This window comes from Streptomyces sp. NPDC049541, from assembly GCF_044465725.1.
GTDB lineage: Bacteria > Actinomycetota > Actinomycetes > Streptomycetales > Streptomycetaceae > Streptomyces.
Genome location: NZ_JBITLY010000006.1, coordinates 271,077 through 290,402, shown reverse-complemented (window position 1 = coordinate 290,402; position 19,326 = coordinate 271,077). Strand labels below are relative to the sequence as shown.

General features: G+C 70.7%; 16 protein-coding genes and 1 pseudogene. 8 read left to right on the top strand and 9 right to left on the bottom strand.

From position 1 onward, the window contains the following. Positions 1 to 85: 85 nt before the first annotated feature. Both ACIBW9_RS23830 and ACIBW9_RS23825 read right to left on the bottom strand, forming a co-directional pair. On the bottom strand, positions 86 to 694 hold the full coding sequence (locus ACIBW9_RS23830; RefSeq protein ID WP_398958121.1) for a hypothetical protein: 609 nt from the start codon (positions 692 to 694) through the stop codon (positions 86 to 88). A 180-nt stretch (positions 695 to 874) separates the two neighbouring features. Then, on the bottom strand, positions 875 to 1,387 hold the full coding sequence (locus ACIBW9_RS23825; protein WP_398958119.1) for a GNAT family N-acetyltransferase: 513 nt from the start codon (positions 1,385 to 1,387) through the stop codon (positions 875 to 877). Between the two features lie 100 nt (positions 1,388 to 1,487). Here ACIBW9_RS23825 and ACIBW9_RS23820 point away from each other — a divergent pair, with 100 nt between their 5' ends. Next, on the top strand, positions 1,488 to 1,712 hold the full coding sequence (locus tag ACIBW9_RS23820; protein WP_398958117.1) for a cold-shock protein: 225 nt from the start codon (positions 1,488 to 1,490) through the stop codon (positions 1,710 to 1,712). 369 nt (positions 1,713 to 2,081) lie between these two features. Next, on the top strand, positions 2,082 to 5,270 hold the full coding sequence (locus tag ACIBW9_RS23815) for an amidohydrolase family protein (RefSeq protein ID WP_398958115.1): 3,189 nt from the start codon (positions 2,082 to 2,084) through the stop codon (positions 5,268 to 5,270). A gap of 105 nt (positions 5,271 to 5,375) precedes the next feature. On the opposite strand, the gene ACIBW9_RS23810 is transcribed toward ACIBW9_RS23815, so the two are convergent. The 4 genes from ACIBW9_RS23810 to ACIBW9_RS23795 all read right to left on the bottom strand — a co-directional run bounded on the left by ACIBW9_RS23810 (position 5,376) and on the right by ACIBW9_RS23795 (position 9,500). Continuing rightward, entirely contained in the window at positions 5,376 to 6,407 is a 1,032-nt protein-coding gene (locus ACIBW9_RS23810; RefSeq protein ID WP_398958112.1) for a LacI family DNA-binding transcriptional regulator, read from the bottom strand. Between the two features lie 75 nt (positions 6,408 to 6,482). Continuing rightward, positions 6,483 to 7,319, bottom strand: coding sequence for an ATP-binding cassette domain-containing protein (locus ACIBW9_RS23805; protein ID WP_398958110.1), 837 nt, complete (start codon positions 7,317 to 7,319; stop codon positions 6,483 to 6,485). Continuing rightward, positions 7,316 to 8,329 (bottom strand): ABC transporter permease, encoded by a 1,014-nt coding sequence (locus ACIBW9_RS23800; protein ID WP_398958108.1) that lies wholly within the window; start codon positions 8,327 to 8,329, stop codon positions 7,316 to 7,318. Before ACIBW9_RS23800 ends, ACIBW9_RS23805 begins: the two co-directional genes overlap by 4 nt. A 154-nt stretch (positions 8,330 to 8,483) precedes the next feature. Beyond that, a complete protein-coding gene (locus ACIBW9_RS23795; protein ID WP_398958106.1) occupies positions 8,484 to 9,500 on the bottom strand; it encodes a sugar ABC transporter substrate-binding protein in 1,017 nt (338 codons plus the stop codon). A gap of 190 nt (positions 9,501 to 9,690) precedes the next feature. Here ACIBW9_RS23795 and ACIBW9_RS23790 point away from each other — a divergent pair, with 190 nt between their 5' ends. Together ACIBW9_RS23790 and ACIBW9_RS23785 are read left to right on the top strand one after the other, a co-directional pair. Then, entirely contained in the window at positions 9,691 to 10,635 is a 945-nt protein-coding gene (locus ACIBW9_RS23790) for a carbohydrate kinase (RefSeq protein ID WP_398958104.1), read from the top strand. A gap of 41 nt (positions 10,636 to 10,676) precedes the next feature. After that, a complete protein-coding gene (locus ACIBW9_RS23785) occupies positions 10,677 to 10,970 on the top strand; it encodes a putative quinol monooxygenase (RefSeq protein ID WP_398958102.1) in 294 nt (97 codons plus the stop codon). A gap of 18 nt (positions 10,971 to 10,988) precedes the next feature. Here the strand turns inward: ACIBW9_RS23785 and ACIBW9_RS23780 are convergent, their stop codons facing one another. Further along, on the bottom strand, positions 10,989 to 13,940 hold the full coding sequence (locus ACIBW9_RS23780) for a SpoIIE family protein phosphatase (RefSeq protein ID WP_398958099.1): 2,952 nt from the start codon (positions 13,938 to 13,940) through the stop codon (positions 10,989 to 10,991). Between the two features lie 135 nt (positions 13,941 to 14,075). Beyond that, positions 14,076 to 14,328 (bottom strand): annotated as a pseudogene (locus ACIBW9_RS23775) (LysR family transcriptional regulator); the annotation flags it as partial. Positions 14,329 to 14,336: 8 nt separating this feature from the next. Here ACIBW9_RS23775 and ACIBW9_RS23770 point away from each other — a divergent pair. Next, entirely contained in the window at positions 14,337 to 15,233 is an 897-nt protein-coding gene (locus ACIBW9_RS23770; RefSeq protein WP_398958706.1) for an EamA family transporter, read from the top strand. Positions 15,234 to 15,395: 162 nt separating this feature from the next. Beyond that, a complete protein-coding gene (locus ACIBW9_RS23765; RefSeq protein WP_398958098.1) occupies positions 15,396 to 15,707 on the top strand; it encodes a hypothetical protein in 312 nt (103 codons plus the stop codon). A gap of 361 nt (positions 15,708 to 16,068) precedes the next feature. On the opposite strand, the gene ACIBW9_RS23760 is transcribed toward ACIBW9_RS23765, so the two are convergent. Next, a complete protein-coding gene (locus tag ACIBW9_RS23760) occupies positions 16,069 to 16,290 on the bottom strand; it encodes a hypothetical protein (RefSeq protein WP_398958096.1) in 222 nt (73 codons plus the stop codon). Positions 16,291 to 16,433: 143 nt separating this feature from the next. Between ACIBW9_RS23760 and ACIBW9_RS23755 the strand changes: the two genes are divergently transcribed. Both ACIBW9_RS23755 and ACIBW9_RS23750 read left to right on the top strand, forming a co-directional pair. Further along, positions 16,434 to 17,276, top strand: coding sequence for a serine hydrolase domain-containing protein (locus ACIBW9_RS23755; RefSeq protein ID WP_398958094.1), 843 nt, complete (start codon positions 16,434 to 16,436; stop codon positions 17,274 to 17,276). Between the two features lie 294 nt (positions 17,277 to 17,570). Next, positions 17,571 to 19,082, top strand: a complete 1,512-nt coding sequence (locus ACIBW9_RS23750; RefSeq protein ID WP_398958092.1) for a ricin-type beta-trefoil lectin domain protein — start codon at positions 17,571 to 17,573, stop codon at positions 19,080 to 19,082. Positions 19,083 to 19,326 lie beyond the last annotated feature (244 nt).

The following is a 19,326-nucleotide window of genomic DNA, read 5'->3' as shown; positions in this document are numbered from 1 at the left end:
CCCATCCACCCCACCACCACAGTTGGAAAGCGTGCACCCCATCCGGCGTAGCGTTCTGGTGGCTGACTCACGGGACTGGAGTCGGTCAGCCGTAGTACCCCTCCAGGTCGGCGATGACGTTGACGGCTCCCTGAGCATTGTTGATGCGGATGCAGCCGTCGGCGCCGACCGGGAGCACGGCGAGGACAGGGCGGGTCTCTCCGGCGGCCAGGTTGTCGTTGTAGACGTTCGGCAGGCTGCCGTCGCCGTAGGCCGTCAGATGCGTGACGGTGGTCGGCCCGACACCGGTGAGGCTGACCAGTACCGCGCCGGCGTCCGCCGGGACGCCGTCGACCCCGGCGACCTTCACCGTGAGGGTGCCGTCCGCGCCCAGCGGCTCAGCCGGGGCACCAGTGCCGTTGCGTGTGTCGAGGAAGCGAGTGGGACTGGTCGGCACGAACGCGCCTCCTCCGCCTGTGGCGTAGAGGCTCTGGAGGTCCGCGATCAGGTTGACATGCCCGCCACTGTTGTAGATCTCGATCTTGCCCCGACGGCGCGTGTGCCGCAGTCGGCGTCCATAGATAAGAGCGAGCGGTTCAGAAGCCGTAGTCCCGGCCCAGACCATGTGGGAACCTCCGCAGCGGAGCGCAGCCAGAGCGGCCACGGATGCGTCGTCGTTGCCGATCAGCAGTCGTTCGAGTAGCTCCCGCTCCATGCCGTCACCCCCACCAGGATCCTGCTGTACAGCAGCCGGATACAGCAACCGCAGCAAGCGGCACCACCCCGTAGCGTCCCCACGGGGCCGGTACGCGACCTTCTCGGGAAGACCAAAGGCCCCGGGAAGACGCGGGGCCTCTGCTGTTTCGGAGCCGTAGGGCTCCACACCGCGGGTTGATCAAAGGGGGACTGTCACCCTTAGCCGGATGTAGTCGCGGCCGAGTGGGCCAGAGCGGCGGGAACCGTCCGGACGCCAGCCGTGCCGGGCGTAGAAGGCCTGTGCACGTGCGTTGGCCTCCCAGCACTCCAGCACTCCGTCGGTGAGCCCGTCCGCGTGCAGCCGCCTCACGAACGCCTCGTGCAGCAGGCTGCCGACGCCGCGTCCCCAGCCGTTCGGTTCGACACCGATCTGCTGCAGCTCCCGCACCGACGAGCCGTCGATGTCGTCGAACTTCGGTGGCCCGGACATGAGGAAGCCGACCACACGGTCCTCGGACGTGGCAGCAACCTGCGCGCGGCCTTCAGCGACCGCCCGCTCCCAGTACGCGCTGATCTGATTCGCGCTGATCAGCTCGTTCGCCGGTAAGCCGCCCGCCGTGTAGTACGCCGTGCGGGTGCGGGTGTGGAGCGCGGCCAGGGCTGCGGCCTCCTCCCCACGAGCCGGACGGACACTGATCCGTGTATCAGTCATGCGGACGAAGACGCTCCGGTCCATGTTCCAGTTCCGCCCGCAGCTTCCCAAACTGAGGTGCCAGGGGCGTCGGCGAAGAGGAAACCGTAGGGTGCCGTCCATGGTGACTGCGACTGTCCGCGAGTGGGACGACGAGGAAGGGTGGGGCGTTCTCGATTCCCCCGACACCCCCGGCGGCTGCTTCGGCCATTTCTCCGACATCCAGGCGACCGGCTTCCGCACGCTGTCACCCGGACAGCAGGTCGAACTCACTTGGGAAGCCCCCGGCTTCAAGCAGGACGGGTACGACTACCGCGCGGTGAGCATCGTCCCTCGGCCTACCTGACATCCACAGCTGACATCAACGACGGCGTACGCCCACGGTCCCCAGCGGTCCGCCACGCCACCACACCCTTTCCCGCGGCACGCTGTAGCGCCCGGCTGATCGAACTCCTAAAGCGGTTGTCGACCGTGGAGTTGGGCATCAACGATCCGCCGCAAGTCGGCGAACCGCTCGTCCTGCCGAGTCCCACCTGCCAGATCGCTCAGGGCGTACGCCGTGTACGTGAACCGTCCATGGTGTGCAACTACGCACCCCAATTGCCGAGCCGCACCGCGCTGACACGCGACTATGGCCGCGCGCCGGCGATATGACAGAGTGATGGCCGGGGACAGCGTTGATCCCGAGGCTGCCGGTGCACCAGTGTGTACTGCCATGGACCGTGACCGGACCCCCCACCTTTTTCGTCCGACCCGCCGTCAACTCCTGGCCGCCACAGGGGCGTTGCCTCTCATCGGCGCGACCGCGCCGCCGCTGCGGCCCCGCACCGGCCTCCCCTCCCTCTCCTTCACCCAGGCCACCAACGGCTCGGCCACCCTCGCCCCCGCCGGAGACCGCCTGATCGCCGAGGTGCAGGGCACCCTCTGGTCGCTGCACCGCGCGGGCGGCGAGGCCCACCCGCTCACCCCGGCCGACCTCGAGCCCAACCGGCCCACCCACTCCCCGGACGGCGCCCTCGTCGCCTTCTGCGCCTACCGGGGCGGCGGCTTCCACCTCTGGACCATGCGCCCCGACGGCTCAGAGCTGCACCGCCGCACCGACGGCCCCTGGGACGACCGCGGCCCGGCCTGGTCGCCCGACGGCACCCGGCTCGCCTTCGCCTCCGAGCGCGGCGGAGATCCCGTCGCCGGAAGCCCGTACCGCATCCACGTCCTGGAGCTGCGCACCGGCCGTATCACCCGAGTCACCGGCCTGACCGGCCAGGACGGCCCTCTCCAGGACGGCCCCTGGGAGGACTTCGACCCCACCTGGTCACCGGACGGCAGCCACATCCTCTTCGTCCGCGGCAAGCCCGTCGCCACACCGCTGGGCACCGGCCTGGAGGCCCGTACGATCGCCGCCGTTCCCGCCGACGGCACCGGACCGGTCGTCGTACGCCACACCGAGTCCGAGGCCGCGCAGGTCATGACCCCGGCCCTGGCCGTCGACGGCCGTCTCGCGCATCTGCGCACCACGGCCGCCCCGAACGGCTCCTGCACCCTGGTCGTGGACGGGCACCCCGTCCCGGTGACGGGGGACATCGCTCCGGTGCCCCCGCGCTGGACGGCGGGAGGAGAGCTGCTGCTGACGCTCGACGGCGCCTTCACCCTCGTACGACCGGAGAAGCCGGAGCAGCCGCGGACCATCCCGTTCGAGGGGGCGCTCCCCGTGCGGCGGCCGCGGTACCGGACCAAGGAGTACGACCTCGGGGAGCCGGGCCGGGCCCGTCCGGTGCGCGGGATCCATCTGCCCGCGCTGTCACCCGACGGCCGGCAGATCGCCTTCGCCGCCCTCAACTCGCTCTGGTTGGCGGGCAGTTCGGGCGGTCGCCCGCCCCGGCGGCTGAATACCGCCTCCCGCACCCGGTATCTGCTCGCCCCCGCCTGGGCTCCCGACGGCCGGTCGCTCCTCTACGCCGACGACCGCGACGGCCTCCTCGGTGTGTACCGTCACGATCTCGCCACCGGAGAAGAGACCGCGCTCGCGACCGGCGGCCGGGTCCACCCGGTGCTCTCCCCGGACGGGCAGCGGCTCGCCTGCCTCGACCTGACCGGCCGGCTCCTCGTCAGCGACCTGGCCTCCGGCGAGGAACGCGTCCTCGCCACCCCCCTCGGCGGTGGCGGACTGCCCGGCCGCCCCAGCTGGTCGCCCGACGGCCGCCACCTCGCCCTCTGCGACCGCAACCGCCTCAACTCCCGCTTCCGGGAGGGCTACAACCTCGTCAGGATCGTCGACACCACGACGGGCACCGACCGGCTGCACACGGTGGCGCCCCACACCTCGATCTCCGACCGGTACGACTCCGGGCCCGTCTGGTCGCCCGACGGCCGCTGGATGGCGGTGATCGTCGAGTCGGCGCTCTGTCTGCTGCCCGTCACCCCCGACGGCACCCCCGCCGGCGAGCTGCGCACCCTGACCACCGAACCCGCCGACCACCCCTCCTGGTCCGGTGACTCGACGACGTTGCTGTACCTGTCCGGCAGCCGGCTACGGCTGATCGCCGTCGACGGCGGCCCCGCCCGCACCGTCCGCGTCCCCCTCGACGCCCCCAGACCCACCCCCGCGGACGTGGTGGTGCACGCCGGACGCCTGTGGGACGGCACGGGCGAGACGACCCTCGACGACGCCGACATCGTCGTACGAGCCGGACGCATCACCGCGGTCGAACCTCACGGGTCCTCCGGGCGCACGGCCGCCCTCCGTCGCGTCGACGCCTCCGCGCACACCGTGATCCCCGGCCTGTGGGACAGCCACACCCACCCCTGGCAGACCACCTACGGCGGCCGCCAGACCGCCGGCCAGCTCAGCTACGGCATCACCACGGCCGTCTCCCTCGGTGGCTTCGCCCACGAACAGGCCCGGATCCGTGAGGCGGTGGCCACCGGACAGCTCGCCGGGCCGCGGCTGCTGACCACCGGCGAACTCCTCGACGGGGCACGCGTCGCGTACAGCATGGGCCGCGCGCACCGCACCCGGGAGGGCCTCGCCCGCTCCCTGGAACGGGGCGCCGAGCTGGACTGGGACTTCGTCAAGACATATGTCCGGGCGCCCGGCTGGATCATGGAGGAGGCGGCCCGCTTCGCCCATGAACGCCTCGGCGTACGCACCGGAGGCCACCTGCTCTCACCGGGCGTGCAGCTCGGCCAGGACCTGACGACCCATCTGCAGGCCACGCAGCGCGCCGAGTTCGGGCACGCGATCACGGCAAAGGGGCGCGCGTACCAGGACGTGGAGGAGATCTACACCGCGAGCGGAGGGCGCTTCTCCATGATCGCCACCCCCTTCACCTCCGCACCCCTCCTCGGCGCGGACCCCGCCCTCGCGGACGACTCGCGGGTCACGGTGGTGATGCCCCCGTGGGACACGGCCGCCGTCCGCCAGTCGGCGGGCACCCCGCCCAGCCCGGCCCAACTCGCCACCCTCCGCACGGAGACCGACATCTACCGGCGCATCCTGGCTGCCGGCGGCCTGGTCGCCCTCGGCACGGACCAGCCGCTCGTCCCGGTGGGCCTCTCCCTCCACCTCGGCCTGCGCGCCCTGCACCAGGGCGGCCTCACCCCGGCCCAGGCCCTGCGCACCGCCACGGTCCTTCCCGCCCGGCTCTTCGGCGTCGACGGCGACCTGGGCACGGTCGAGCAGGGCAAGCTCGCCGACCTGACGGTCATCGACGGCGACCCGTTCACGGACTTCACCACCCTCGTCCGTACGGTCTCGGTACTCAGGGGCGGGGTGCCGTACACGACCGAGGAGCTGATCGCCGCCTTCGAGCCGTCGGCGGGGCGCACGAGGGCGGCGGAGGAGGACTGGCTGGGGCTGGGGCGATTGATGCGGCGGGACGGTTGCTGCGAAGCGCACGGTTCCTGAGCGCCCCTGTAGGGGCGCGGGGCTGTGTCGATTTGCGGCTCCGCCGCGCGGGCGCGACACGCCACGACGAAGCGGCAGACGACCGACGGAGAAGGGCGACCCCGGTCAAACCGCCCGCACCGAAGGTGCAGACCGCTCGCCGGACCCCCGGACGATCAACCGCGTAGGCACGGTGATCGTCCGCGCCCGCGACCGATCACCGTCGAGCCGCGCCAGCGCCGTCGCCGCGGCCGCCCGGCCGATCTCCTCCGGGTCCTGGGCCACCACGGTCAGGGCCGGTTCGAGCGCCTCGGCGAGCGGTACGTCGTCGAAGGCGACCACGGCGACATCCTTCCGCTTGCTGCGGGCGAGTTCGGCCACCATGCCGAGCGCGACCATGTTGTTGCCGGCGAACAGGGCGGTGGGCGGATCGGACAGGGCGAGCAGCTGGGCGGTCGCCGTCGCGGCCGCCGGCTGGTCGTGGGCGTTGGTGACCAGCGAGCGGTCGTAGGCGAGACCGGCCTCCTGGAGCGCCGTACGGTATCCGGCCAGCCGCTCGCGGCGGGTGTACAGCTTCACGGGCAGGTCGCCGATGAAGCCGATACGGCGGTGGCCGTGGGCGATCAGGTGGGCGACGCCGTCGTGGGTACCCGCACGGTTGGAGCTGACGATGCTGTCCGTGGACAGGCCCACCCCCGGCCGGTCCAGGAAGACCACGGGCAGCCCCGCCGCGCGGTGGCTCTTGAGAGAGGAGTGGTCGGCGCCGACGGACGGCACGATCATCAGGATGCTGACGCGCCGGGCCAGGAACTTGTCCGTCAGCGCGCGTTCGCGGTCCGGATCGTCCGCGGAGGAGCCCATGAGAAGCGTCAGCCCGCGTTCGCTGACGGTGTCCTCTATGGCACGGGCCACCGCGCCGAAGAAGGGGTTGCCGAGGTCGGGGATGACCAGGCCGATGGTGGTGTCCGGGCCGCCGACGCGGATGTTGCGGGCCATCAGGTTCGGCTGGAAGCCGAGCTTGGCGACGGCGGCGAGGACCTGTTCCCTGGTCCGGGCCGAGGCCGGCCCGTCCTCGTTCAGGACACGGGAGACCGTCTTCGCACTGACACCAACTTCCCGGGCGACGTCGGCCAGGGTGGGGCGGCGGCTCGCAGCCATGGAGGAACGTCTCCTGTCAGCCCTCGGGTTCCGGCCGCGGCCTCGGCCGGAACATGCGGGAGCTGGGTCGTGTGGTCAGGTGGCCTGAACTCCGGCCGCCTTCGCGGCCTGGGAATCCGCTACGACGGTACCTCCGGCCGCATCGACGGTGAGCGCGCCGGTCATGATGGCGACGACCTCCGCCATGGAGTAGTCGGACGGCTTGATCACCGCAGCCCGCTTGCCCAGCCGGTGGACGTGGATCCGGTCGGCGATCTCGAAGACATGCGGCATGTTGTGGCTGATCAGAACCACCGGCAGGCCCTTGTCGCGGACGCGCCGGATCAGGTCCAGGACCTGCCCCGACTCCTTGACGCCGAGGGCGGCGGTCGGTTCGTCCATGACGACGACGCTGCCGGCCCAGGCGACGGACCGGGCGACCGCGACGGCCTGCCGCTGTCCGCCGGAGAGGGTCTCCACCGACTGCGTGAGCGAGCGCAGACCGATCTTCAGGTCGGCCATGTGCTCGGAGGCCTCCTCGCGCATGCGCTTCTTGTCGAGCATGCGGAAGACGCTGCCGAGGATGCCGGGACGGCGCAGCTCGCGCCCGAGGAACATGTTCGAGGCGATGTCCATGGAGGCGGCCACCGCGAGGTCCTGGTAGACGGTCTCGATGCCGTGGGCGCGTGCGCTCTGCGGGCCGGAGAAGGTGATGGGCTTCCCGTTGAGGCGTATCTCGCCCGCGTCGGGGACCAGCGCACCGGTGAGCGCCTTGATCAGGCTGGTCTTGCCGGCGCCGTTGTCGCCGATGACGGCGAGCACCTCGCCGGGCAGCAGGTCGAAGTCCGCGCCGTCGATGGCGGTGACATGACCGTAGCGCTTGACCAGACCGCGGGCCTGCAGCACGGGCGTGGGGGAGGAGGTGGCGGTCATCGGGCCTTCTTCCGGGAGATCTGGTCGACGGTCACCGCGAGGATCACCAGCACACCGGTGATCAGGGTCTGGTAGATGGAGGCGACACCCATCAGCTGCAGGCCGTTGCGGAACACACCGACGATGAGGACGCCGATGAACGTGCCCAGGACCGAACCGCGTCCGCCGAAGAGGCTGGTGCCGCCGAGCACCACCGCGGTGATGCTGTCGAGGTTGTCGGTCTGCCCGGCCTGCGGGTCGCCGACTCCGGTGCGCGAGATGAGCAGCAGGGCTGCGATGCCGTAGAGCAGACCCGCGACCGTGTAGATGCCGATGGTCAGACGGGAGGTGCGGATGCCGTTCAGGCGTGCGGCCTCCTGGCTGTTGCCCAGGGCGTAGACGTGCCGGCCCCAACTGGTGTTGCTCAGCGCGTAGGCGAGCAGCAGGAACAGGGCGATGGTGACCAGCGAGCCGTAGGTGATGTCGGTGTGGCCGAGCGGGAAGGTCTCCCCGAGAGCCGTCAGCGGACCGGGCAGGCTGGTGACGGTCTGCTCGTTGGAGTAGATGTGGGTCAGCGCGAAGGCCACGTTGAGCATGCCGAGCGTGACGATGAACGGCGGCAGCGGGATCTTCTGCACCAACAGCCCGTTGAGCAGGCCGAATCCGGCGCATACGGCGATGCCCAGGGCGATGGCGACGAGCGGGGGCAGGGTGCCGTTGGCGGCCATCTTGGCGATCATGATGCTGCCGAACGCCATCACGGCACCGCACGACAGGTCGATGCCCGCGGTGAGGATGATCAGGGTCTGGCCGATGGCGAGGGTGCCGACGACCATGACCTGCTGGACGATCAGCGAGAAGTTCCCGCCGGTGAGGAACTGGTCCGTCGAGATCGAGAAGAAGGCACAGGCCAGGAGGAGGGCGACCAGAGGGCCGGTGGTCGGTGCCGTGAGCAGCCTGCGCAGCGTGGTCGGTGCTTTGAGATCGGCATACGGCGAGGACGTGCCCGGGGGCGTGGTCGTGGCAGTCATGCGAAGTCCTTGTCGGAAGACAGAAGTCCTTGTCCGCCCGGCACGTTCCTGGCAGGAGGACGGGAGGACGAGGGGGCGGCCGTCCCGGGCGGGGAGGAGGAGCCGGCCGCCCCGCTGAGGGGGAAGGGAAGGTGTCGCGGGCCTAGGGGGCGGCTCAGCCCCAGCAGTTCTGCAGGCCGAACGCCGTGTCCTTGGACGTGACGCCCGGCTGCGCCTTGTCGGTGATCAGGTTGACGCCGGTGTCGGTGTAACCGGACGCCTTCTTGCCGGTCTTGGCGTAGGAGACGACGGCCTTGACGCCCTCCGCGGCCATCTTCAGCGGGTACTGCTGCGAGGTGGCGGCGATCTTGCCGTCCTTGACCGCCTGGGTGCCGGTGCAGCCGCCGTCGACGGAGACGATCAGGACGTCCTTCTCGCGGCCCTTGGCCTTCAGCGCGGTGTACGCGCCCAGCGCGGCCGGCTCGTTGATGGTGTAGACGAGGTTGATGCCCGGGTCCTTCTGCAGGCAGTTCTCCATCGCGGTCTGGCCCTTGGCCTGGTCACCGCCGGTGTCCTGGGCGCAGGCGACGTCCTTGTCGGTGGCGCCGAAGCCCTGCAGGAAACCGTTGTGACGCAGGACGCCGACGGAGACGCCCGGTGCGAGGTCGAGGGTGGCTATCTTCGCCGTCTTGCCCTTCATGGCGGCCTTCGCGTACTGGCCGATGAGCTTGCCGGCGTCGAGGTTGTTGGTGGCGAAGAGGGCGTCGACCGCGCTCTGCGGCTCGGTCGGCGTGTCCAGGGCGATGACCAGGACACCCTTGGCGCGGGCCTTCTGGACCGCGGGCACGATCGCCTTGGAGTCGCTCGGGGTGATCAGGATGCCCTTCACACCCGCGGCGACCATGTTCTCGATGGCGGTGACCTGTCCGGCGTTGTCACCGTCGAACTTGCCCGCGGCGGTCATCAGCTGGACGCCGTCCTGCTTGGCGGCCTTCTCCGCGCCCTCCTTCATCTTCACGAAGAACGGGTTGGTGTCGGTCTTGGTGATCAGACCGACCTTGACGCTGCCCGAGCCGGCGCTGGTGGAGCTCGATCCGGAGCCGGATCCGCAGGCGGTGAGAGCGAGGGCCGCGACGCCCGTGACCGCGGCGGCCCTGAGGAGGGAGGGGGACAGGCGAGTGGTGCGAGACATGAACGACTCCTGCGGGATGCGGGACGGCGAGCGGTCGGATCGGAGCGGCTGCCCGCGGTGTCATCGTTGACTTATGTCATCGTTGACACCGCCTGGCGAGGATGATGGACTCCCGTTCGCGGCAACGTCAATGCCTTGTACTCGTCACAAATCGGCAACGTCCCCCCTGCCTTCGGAAAGAAGGGCGCCCATGAGCCCGCGTCGGATCACCGTCCTCGGAGAGTGCGTCGCGGACGCCTTCACCGAACCGGCAGACACTGCGAACGAACTCGCACTGCGCGTGCTGCCAGGCGGCGGACCTGCGAATACGGCGGTCTCCCTGGCCAGGCTCGGTACCCCGGCGCGCTTCCTGGCCCGGCTGTCCGGCGATGTGTTCGGGCGCCTGTTCCGGACCCGTCTCGAGGCGTCCGGCGTGGACCTGTCGTACGCCGTCGAGGCCGCCGAACCCAGCACCCTGGCGGTCGCGGAACTGGACGCCCTGGGGCAGGCCGCCTTCTCCTTCCACGCCCAGAACACGGCCGACTGGCAGTGGACCCCATCGGAACTGGCCAGGGTGGACCTGTCCGAAACCGCCTGTCTGCACACCGGTTCCCTCGCGCTGGTACGCGAACCCGGCGCCGGCGTGGTGGAGGACTTCCTGGCGGTCGCCGCTCCCCGCACCACCATCAGCATCGACCCCAACGTACGGCCGCTGCTGGTCCGTCCCGAGGTCTACCGCTCGCGGCTGGACCGCTGGTGCGGCCTCGCCGACGTACTGCGGCTGAGCGAGGACGACCTGGCACTCCTGCTGCCGGACACACCCCCCGAGAAGGCCTGCGACATCTGGCACAGCGCCGGCGCGCGGCTCGTCGTGATCACGCGCGGCGCCGAAGGGGCCCTGGCCTCCCTCGACGGCGAACGGGTCCAGGTGCCCGCGGTCGCCACGCAGGTGGTCGACACGGTCGGGGCGGGGGACTCCTTCACGGCCGGTCTGCTGCACCACCTCGGGGCCGGCGGATTCCTCGGCGGCCGGCTCGAGGAGCTGGACCTCGCCGCCGTCGCCGAAGCCTGTGCGTTCGCCACCCGGGTCGCGGCCCTGACCTGCGCGGTCGCCGGACCCAACCCGCCGTGGCAGAGCGAGCTGGCCCGGCCCTGAGCCCCCCGACATCCCACGACAACGCAAGGAGAGGGACCGCTGTGACCAAGACCCTGTTCGCCGAGTTCACCGCCCGCGAGGGAGCGGAGGGCGAAGTCACCCGTCTGCTGCGGGAGTACGCCGAGAAGGTCCGCGAGGAGGAGGGCAACCTCGCCTTCGACGCCTACACCAAGGCAGCCGGCCCGCGCGCCTTCTGGATCTTCGAGGTGTACCGCGACGAGGACGCCTTCCAGGCGCATCTGAAGCAGCCGTACGGCGCTCCCTTCAACGCCGCCCTCGCCCCGCTGATCGAGGAGGACGCCTCCGTACTGACGTTCCTCGATCCCCTGACCTGACCTCGCCGGCTCACGGCATCAGGTGTCAGCTGAACCGGTCGGCAGGGCCTGTTCGGTCCAGATGGACTTGCCGGTGCGGGTGTGCCGGGTGCCCCAGCGCCGGCAGAGGGCGGAGACGAGCTGCAGGCCGCGGCCGTCCTCGTCGGTGGCGGAGGTGTGCCGGATGTGCGGGGTGGTCAGGCTGGCGTCGGAGACCTCGCAGATCAGTGCGCGGCTGCGGAGCATGCGCAGCCGGATGGGCCCGTTCGCGTGCCGGATCACGTTCCCGACCAGCTCGCTGACCAGCAGCTCGGTGGTCATGACCAGGTCCTCGTCGGCCAGTTCCCAGTCGGCGAGCTGGGCGCGGACCAGCTCACGGGCCCGGCCCGCCGCCACCGGGTCCTCCGGCAGCGGCCACTCGGCGACGTTCTCCGCGCCCAGCGGGTGGGTGCGGGCCAGCAGCAGCGCGGCGTCGTCGGTCAGGGCACGGTGGGCGGGGAGCAGAGCGGAGGTGATGGCGGCGCACAGGCCGTCCAAGCCGTCCGCGGGTGCGCCCGGCCCGGCGTTCACGGACTCGAGGAGCAGCGCGGCGAGGCGGTTCATGCCGGTGGTGACATCCCTGTCCTTGCTCTCCACCAGCCCGTCGCTGTAGAGGGCGAGCAGACTCTCGGCGGGCAGTTCGGTCTCGAGCGTCTCGAACGGGGGAGTGGCCACACCCAGCGGCGGGTCCGGGGTCATGGGCAGGAAGGTGACCGTGCCGTCGGGCCGGGCCACCGCCGGGGGCGGCTGACCGGCGCTGGCGTACGACAGCTGCCGGGTCACCGGGTCGTAGATGCCGTACAGGCAGGTGGCGAAGGCGTCGGTGCCCGGTTCACCGACGATGTCGTTGAGGTGGCCGAGGATCTCGTCGGGCGGCAGTTCCAGCTCCGAGAGGGTGCGGACGGCTGTGCGCAGTCCGCCCATGGTGGCGGCCTCGGCCATGCCGTGGCCCATGACGTCACCGATCACGAGCGCCACCCGGGCCGCGGAGAGCGGGATCACGTCGTACCAGTCGCCGCCGACGTCGGCCCCCTGCTTGGCCGGCTGGTAGCGCGCGGCCACCGTCACCTCGGGCAGCTCGGGCAGCGCCTGCGGCAGCAGACTGCGCTGGAGGGTACGGGCCCGGGTCGTCGCCTCGTCGTAGAGCCCGGCCCGCTCCAGGGCCTGCGCGATCAGTCCGCTGAGCGCGGTCAGCAGCGTCCGTTCGTCGTCGTCCAGTGCCCGCGCCCGGTCGAAGCAGATCACCGCCGCGCCGATCCCGCGCCCCGACACCGCGAGCGGCAGAAAGGCCCACGCCTGCTCGTCGCCCTCCCGGATCAGGGCCTCGGACTGCGGATAACGCTTCCGGAACTCCTCCGGGGAGGCGATGTGCAGGGGGGTGCGGGTGTTCAGGGCGTCGCCCACCGGGTTCGTGGTGTCCCGTACCGTCCACTGTCCTTCCAGCGCCCGGGTGAAGTGCGGCGGGTATCCCCGGGAGCCGACCACGGCCAGCCGGTCGTCGACCACGCCGAGCATGATCAGTCCGGTGGCGCCGAGGGGGGTCATCACGCAGTCGGCCACCGCCGCCATCACGTCCTGGGCGGTGACGGCCTCAGCCAGCTCCCGCGTGATCCGCTGCACCAGGGCCGCCCGTTCCGCCGCCGCCCGTTCCGCGGCGGCCCGCTCGACCTCCCGCAGATGCCGCTCGGTGGTGTCGGTGATGTAGAGGGTGAGGCCTTCCGGCACCGGCACCAGCCGCAGGTGGTACCAGGAGGTCCCGTCCGGCCACGGCACGTCGAAGCCGGCCGGCCGGCCCTCGGCCGCGATGGCCCGGCACCGCTGCTCGAGCCCCGGTACGGCACGCACCGCGGGAACGTCCCCGAGCAGCGCCCCGGCCACCTCTCCCGCAGGTCCGAAGAGCCGCTCGGCGGCCTGGTTCAGGAACCCGATGCGCCAGTCCGTGTCCAGGGAGACGAAGCCGTCGCTCATGTGCCGCAGCGCCCGCCCCACCGACTCGGCGGCCGAGTGCGTCTCGCTGCTGTCCCGGATGGTGCCGGTCACCTTCACCGGCGCGCCCGCCTCGTCCGTGATCGTCCGGGCCCGGGCCTCGATCCAGACGTATGTGCCGTCCTGGCGCCGGATCCGGTACTCGTGCTGGAAGCCGCCGCGCTCCTGGATTCCGGTGTCGAAGCCGGCCACCGCCGCCGGCAGGTCGTCCGGGTGGATCAGCGCCGCCCACGCCTCGATACCGCCGGTCATGATCTCCGGATCGATGCCGGGCAGCACCTCGTCGACCGGGCCGCCGGCGGTCAGCTCGCCGGTACGCAGGTCCCAGGTGTACGTGAGGGCCGGCGCCCCTGCCGCCTCCTCCGCCGGAGCATCCCGCGGCCCCGGCCCGTGTTGCAGGGCCCGCAGCAGGGTGCAGGACGGGTTGAGGATCCCGGACGACCTGAGCCTCCCGGACATCCAGGCCGCCACCTCGGTCAGAAACGCATGCTCCGCCGGGCCGGGCTCGGTGCCGGGAGCGAAGAGCACGGAGAGCGCGCCGCGCCTGCCGCCCACGCCCGGGACGGGGACGGCCAGCTGCCCGATGCCCACGGGAAGCCCGGAAGGCCACAACGCGGCGGGGTCCCGGCCGGGCACGGGATCGGGCGGCGCCAGATCGGGCTGCCAGGCGACGGTGTCACAGCGGGCGGCCCTGCTGGGCGGCGCCTCGCCCCGGGCCGGGATGATCAGCCAGGGGCGGGTCATCGACTCCGGCAGCCCACTGTCGGCGACCAGGTAGAGAACGCCGCTCATTCCGCCGCCCGGCAGATGCACCATGCCGCCCAGGCCGTGCACCTCGGCCACCGCCTGCTGCAGCGCGGTCAGCAGCACCTCGACATCGCGCCGGTCCTCGTCCACGGCGCCGAGCAGTCGCAGCCGCATCCGCTGCCGCTCCAAGGGCCGCACGGCGCCTCTGGCATTCACCACGCCCGACTGTCGCCTCCGCTCACCGCTCGGGGATCCATCCGACCCGAGCAATTTAGGCGATTTCCCCGAGCTTGGGGAGGTTTTGGCAGCCGATCGACAAACCTCACCGGCCGTAGCCGCCCAGTGCACCGTGGGTCAGGACGCCGTTGACAGCAGTCCGAGGACGCCGAGCATCGCCCGGCTCGCCGGGGTGGGGGTTGAACCGGGTCCACACCAGACACTCGATCCGACGAGGTCCGTCGACGACCACCGGGACGAGCGCCAGTCCGGGATCGCCGGCGGCCCGCGGCCGGATGAACGCCGACGGCAGCAGCACGATGCCGAGCCCGCGCGCGATCAGGCGCGTGATCAGCTCCACGACACCGGCCTCGTACGCGACATCGCGCACCGCCGCGCATCGACGCCTCGGCCACCGCCGGGTATCTGTGGCTCGGCAGCGCGGGAGGGCTGATCGCGTCCACGCTGTGGTTCCGCGGCATCGGAAAACTGCCGGTCGGCGCGTCCGCACCGCTGGTCCTGCTGTCCCCGCTGGTCGCGGCCGTCATCGGCGTCGCCCTGAGCGAGTCGCTGAGCCTCCTGCAGACCTTCGGCTTCATCCTCGCCCTGGCCGCGCTGCTGGCGGCGCAGCTCAACGCCCCGAAGCTTTCGGGCCGGTTGACCCGCGGCACCGCCCACCACTCGGCCCCACGAAAGAAGGCTGCCCCGACGAAGAGCGGCCTGACGATCGCCGTACCGGGAGCCACCGGGATGGTCGGCAGCCGGGGGATCGACGAGGCCGGTGCCCGCGGACACCGGGTGCCGGCCATGTTCCGTAAACCCGCCGTGAACGCCGAGGTGCTGGCCGTGCGGACCGTGCAGGTCGACGAGGAGTTCCTGGTCGGCACCACCCGTACGGTGCTGGACATCGCCGCACGCCTCGGCATCCGCGTCCTCGTGATCGGCGGCGCCGGAGCCCTGCGCGGCCCCGAGGACCGCAACCTGCTGGTCACCGACAACGAGGCGTACGTGCCTGGGGAGAAGAGCCGGTGCCACCGCCTGAATCGCCCAACTGCGCACGTGCCAGTCCCACATGAATGCCCATCAGGTCTGCCCACCAGGCGGTCGCCGTGGTCGACGAACTCGAGACCCCCCTGGAAGCGACCCCCTCATCACGGTCGTCCACCACGACGAGCAGCCGGCGTAGGAGCCCGGCCGGGGAGCCGAACGGCTCAAGCCGCCTCACGCTCGCGGCACCGCCGCACGGGTGGTTCCGTACGCAGCGCCTACGCCCGCCCAGTCCTCGCTAAGCCTTGACGCCACAAGGGACTTGAGCCGGGAGCCGACCCGTCGCCCGCGCTCGTTGATCGGACGATCCGGCGTGCCAACAAGCAGATATAGGAAATTTGCGCATTAACCTCCAGTCACCCTAAGACGTGGCGGATCTCGTTCGCGTCCGTTTCAACACCCGGAGAAGAAATGCGCAAGCCTCGCAAGACCGTTGTCGTGGCCGTCCTCCTCGGCACCGTCGGCTTCCTCGGCGCCGGCACCGCTTACGCCCACGGGGACGGGCACGGGAGCAAACACGGACAGGGTCACTCGCGCGAGCACCACGGCCACGGAAACCAGACGATCCGTGTCAACCAGAGCACCACCTGCACGGTGACCGAAGACAACAGCGACGTACAGGGCGAGACCGCCTCATTCGGCCCCTACGGCCGACCCGCCACGCAGAACACCAACGTCGGTTCGAGCCTGGGCTGCAACAACACCGTCAGCTTCGGCAAGTAGCCCACCCGGGCACCTGTCAACCAGCCCACCCGGGCACCTGTGAGGAAGGCCCTCCGTGATCTCCACGGAGGGCCTTCCTCATGCTCATACAGCTCTTGACCCGGCTTCCTCAGGCAGCCTCGGATCACGCCGCACGGGGGTCCGGGACGGGGTCCTGCCCGTCCTCGGGCCAGAAGATCTCGTCCTCTCCGAAGTCCGGGGCCTGGAAGGGTGTCGTCGTCGGAGGCGGCGACGGTGCCGTGGAACGGCGGGGTCGCCCTTCCAGCGGGGCGGAGAACAGCGACGTCGAGTCGATGACAGGTCTGCCTTTCGTTACAGGTCCCTGATGGGTCCTGGCGTGCCGCGGCCGGGCACGGCGGCGCTACAGCTTGGTCATCTTGGCGTACGGGCTCAAGATCCGCATCTGCGTCGAGCCGAAGTCGACGAGCGCCGCGATCCCGTCCTCGACGCCGATCACCCGGCCGAGGCCGTACACGTCGTGTGTCACTTGGTCGCCCATCGCGAAGTGCTTGGGGGCCGGTGCGACCGGGGCCTTGAAGGGGCTGGTGGGCAGATGACGCTTCGGTGCCGCGGGCTTGGTCATGGCTCAGTATGAACCCACGCACCCGTCGAACGCTGTGGCCGTCGGCACAGATCCACACGGGGGCCTGCAAACCCCCGCCCGCACCGCATGCCGGCGGGTACGGTGGCATGCGCGCTGCCCCGAACGCACGACGGAAGTCCGACATGATCCGAGTTCCCACCTGCGTACTGAGCAGCTTCGAGCCGCCCCGACTGCGCAATGGCCACAGCCTGGACCTGTTCGTGCAGATCGGGTCGTTGACCAAACCGCTCACCGCAACCGTCCTGACCGCCTTGGCCGACCGCGGTGCCCTGAGCCTCGACGACCCGCTGAAGTCCTTCCTGCCCGCGCCCGAGGGCACCGGAATCACCCTGCGGCACCTCGCCGAACACACCTCGGGCCTGCCACGGCTGCCCCCTGGCGTCGGCGGCCGCGACCCTTACGCGGCCTTCGACGCCCAGGCCCTGGATGCGGTCGTACGACAACTGGACACCCTGGTCACGACGCCCGCGGGCACCACGGAGGAATACTCGAACCTCGGATACGCCCTGCTGGGCGCCGCCCTGGTCGCGGCCACCCGCACCCCGTACGAGGAACTCCTGCACCGGCATGTCCTCGATCCGCTCGGCGCCACCGACGTCACCGCCGACCCGCCGCCCGGCAGACGGCTGTGCCGCCGGGGGCTCCTCGGACGACCGCAGCGGCCCTGGACCATGACCGGCGCGATCCTGCCCGCCGGCGGCCTGTGGGCCACTCCCGAAGCCACCGCCCGCCTCGTCACCGGTCTGCTCGTCGACCGCAGGCTCGGCGAACCCGCCCCGGCCTGGCAGAAGGCAGGACACCTCCTGTGGCACAACGGCGCAACGGGCAGCGCCTCGGTCTTCGCGGGCGCCGCACCCCAGGGCTGGATCCTCGTCCACCGCCTGTCCGGCCGGAGCGCCGCGACGGACCGGCTGGCCGTGGAGACGTTCAGACGTTTCCTCGATGGTGCGTCCACCCAGACCTGAGGGTCCAAGTCCACAAGATGTCGCACGATCAAACGCTCCACAGAGGTGGCTGGATCATCCCATGTCTGCGTGACGAATGTGTGCGCTGAGTCTTGACCGCCTTGTGGGTCGCAGGCAAGCTCTTTCCGGTCCTGGCGAGTCGGGTGCAGGGTCACGCCGTCGAGGCGATGAAGATCCACCTGTCTTTTTCATCCCACGTATCGAGCGGCAATGCCGACTGCCCTCCGTGGGCGCCGCATCGCAATGGATTGGAAAAACCGAACACAAATAAACATGGCTTTGTGAGGAGACCTCGTGAACATCACGACGACGCGCTTACTGAGACGGCCGGGCGCCCGGCGCAGCGGCCTGCAGACCGGCCGGCGCCTCATCGCAGGCGCGGCGGCCTCGGCCCTGGCGCTGCTGGGACTGCTGGCCGGCGGCACCGCACGGGCCGCCACGCAGGCGCAGGCCGCCCCGGCGGCGGCCACCAGCCAGTTCCACGGAGTGAACTGGGCGGATCCGAACGACAACTTCATCACCGGCCCGAACATCCCCGTCGGTCTGTCGACGTCGGACGACTACGCCACCACGTACACGAAGTCCACGGCCATCCTCAAGGGCTTCCAGAACCTGGGGGCCAACACCGTCCGCATGGGATTCAACGCGGCGACCACCTCGGGAGCCTGGTGGGGCAGTTACACCGCGGCGCTGGACGCCGCCACCGCGCTGGGCATGAAGGTCATCGTCGCGCCGTGGCTGCAGAACGGGAAGGTCAGTGACACCGCGTCGTTCTACGCGATGTGGAACACGATGATCAACAAGTACGGCACGAAGAGCAACTTCTACTTCGACATCATGAACGAGCCGTACGGCTACAACGCCACCGACCTCACCAACTTCGAGGCCGACTGGCTGGCGCACTACCCCAGCCTCCCCCGCGACCACGTGATCGTCCCCGGCCTGTGGTCCGACGGGAACCTGTGCGCTGTCGGCGCCGACTCGCGGCTGTCCAACACCCTGCTGTCCATCCACATCTACAGCATGTTCGGCACCTCCCACACCACCGAGGCCGACTGGGTCAAGGAGTTCACCAACAACCTGTGCGGCTATGCGGACCGCGCCGTACTGACCGAGTTCGGCGTCCCGATGAACACCGGCGTCGACTACAACGGCCCCAAGGACGGCACCAACAACATCTCCTACTTCTACGCCATCACCGACACCGTACGGAGCCTCGGTATGGGTTCCGTCCTGTGGACCGGCGTCAAGGAGACCAACCAGACCCAGGGCCCCGGGCCCTGCGACAACGCCTCCTGCGCCATCACCTCCCTGAACGGCACCGGCACCAACCTGTCCCTGACCCTCAACAACCGGTCCGGCCTCGACCGTCTCCAGTGGGGCTGGGGCACCGGCACCAACCCCGGAGGCGGCAGCGGCAGCGGCAACGTGCTGCGCGGCGCCGGCTCCAACCGCTGCCTCGACGTGCCCGGCGCGAGCACCACCAACGGCGTGCAGACCGAGATCTGGGACTGCAACGGCGGCACCAACCAGCAGTGGACCCCCGACTCCGCCAAGGAGCTGCGGGTCTACGGGAACAAGTGCCTGGACGCCAGCGGCTTCGGGACCTCCCCGGGTACCAAGGTCGTCATCTGGGACTGCACCGGCGGCACCAACCAGCAGTGGAATCTCAACAGCGACGGCACCGTCACCAGCGTCCAGTCCGGGCTGTGCCTGGATGTCACCGGAGGCGCCACCGCGAACGGCGCCCTCGTCGAGCTGTGGACCTGCAACGGCGGCACCAACCAGAAGTGGACCCGGCAGTAACGCGGAAGAAGCGCGCCGGGGTTCGGTGGAGCCCCCCGTGCAAGGAGAGGCCCCGCCCCTGGTGGTGACCGTGCCGCCCGGGGCGGGGGCCGAGGGCGGTCGGGGGCAGGCGAACCCGCCCGGTGACCTCCACACCGGATTCCTGCCGCTTGCCCGCATGCTCGCGGCTCCTTCTGCGTTGCCCGGTCACGGCCGCACGATCTGTGTCTCGGTGGCGCTCAGGTCTGTGGCGGGCTGGGGTGCG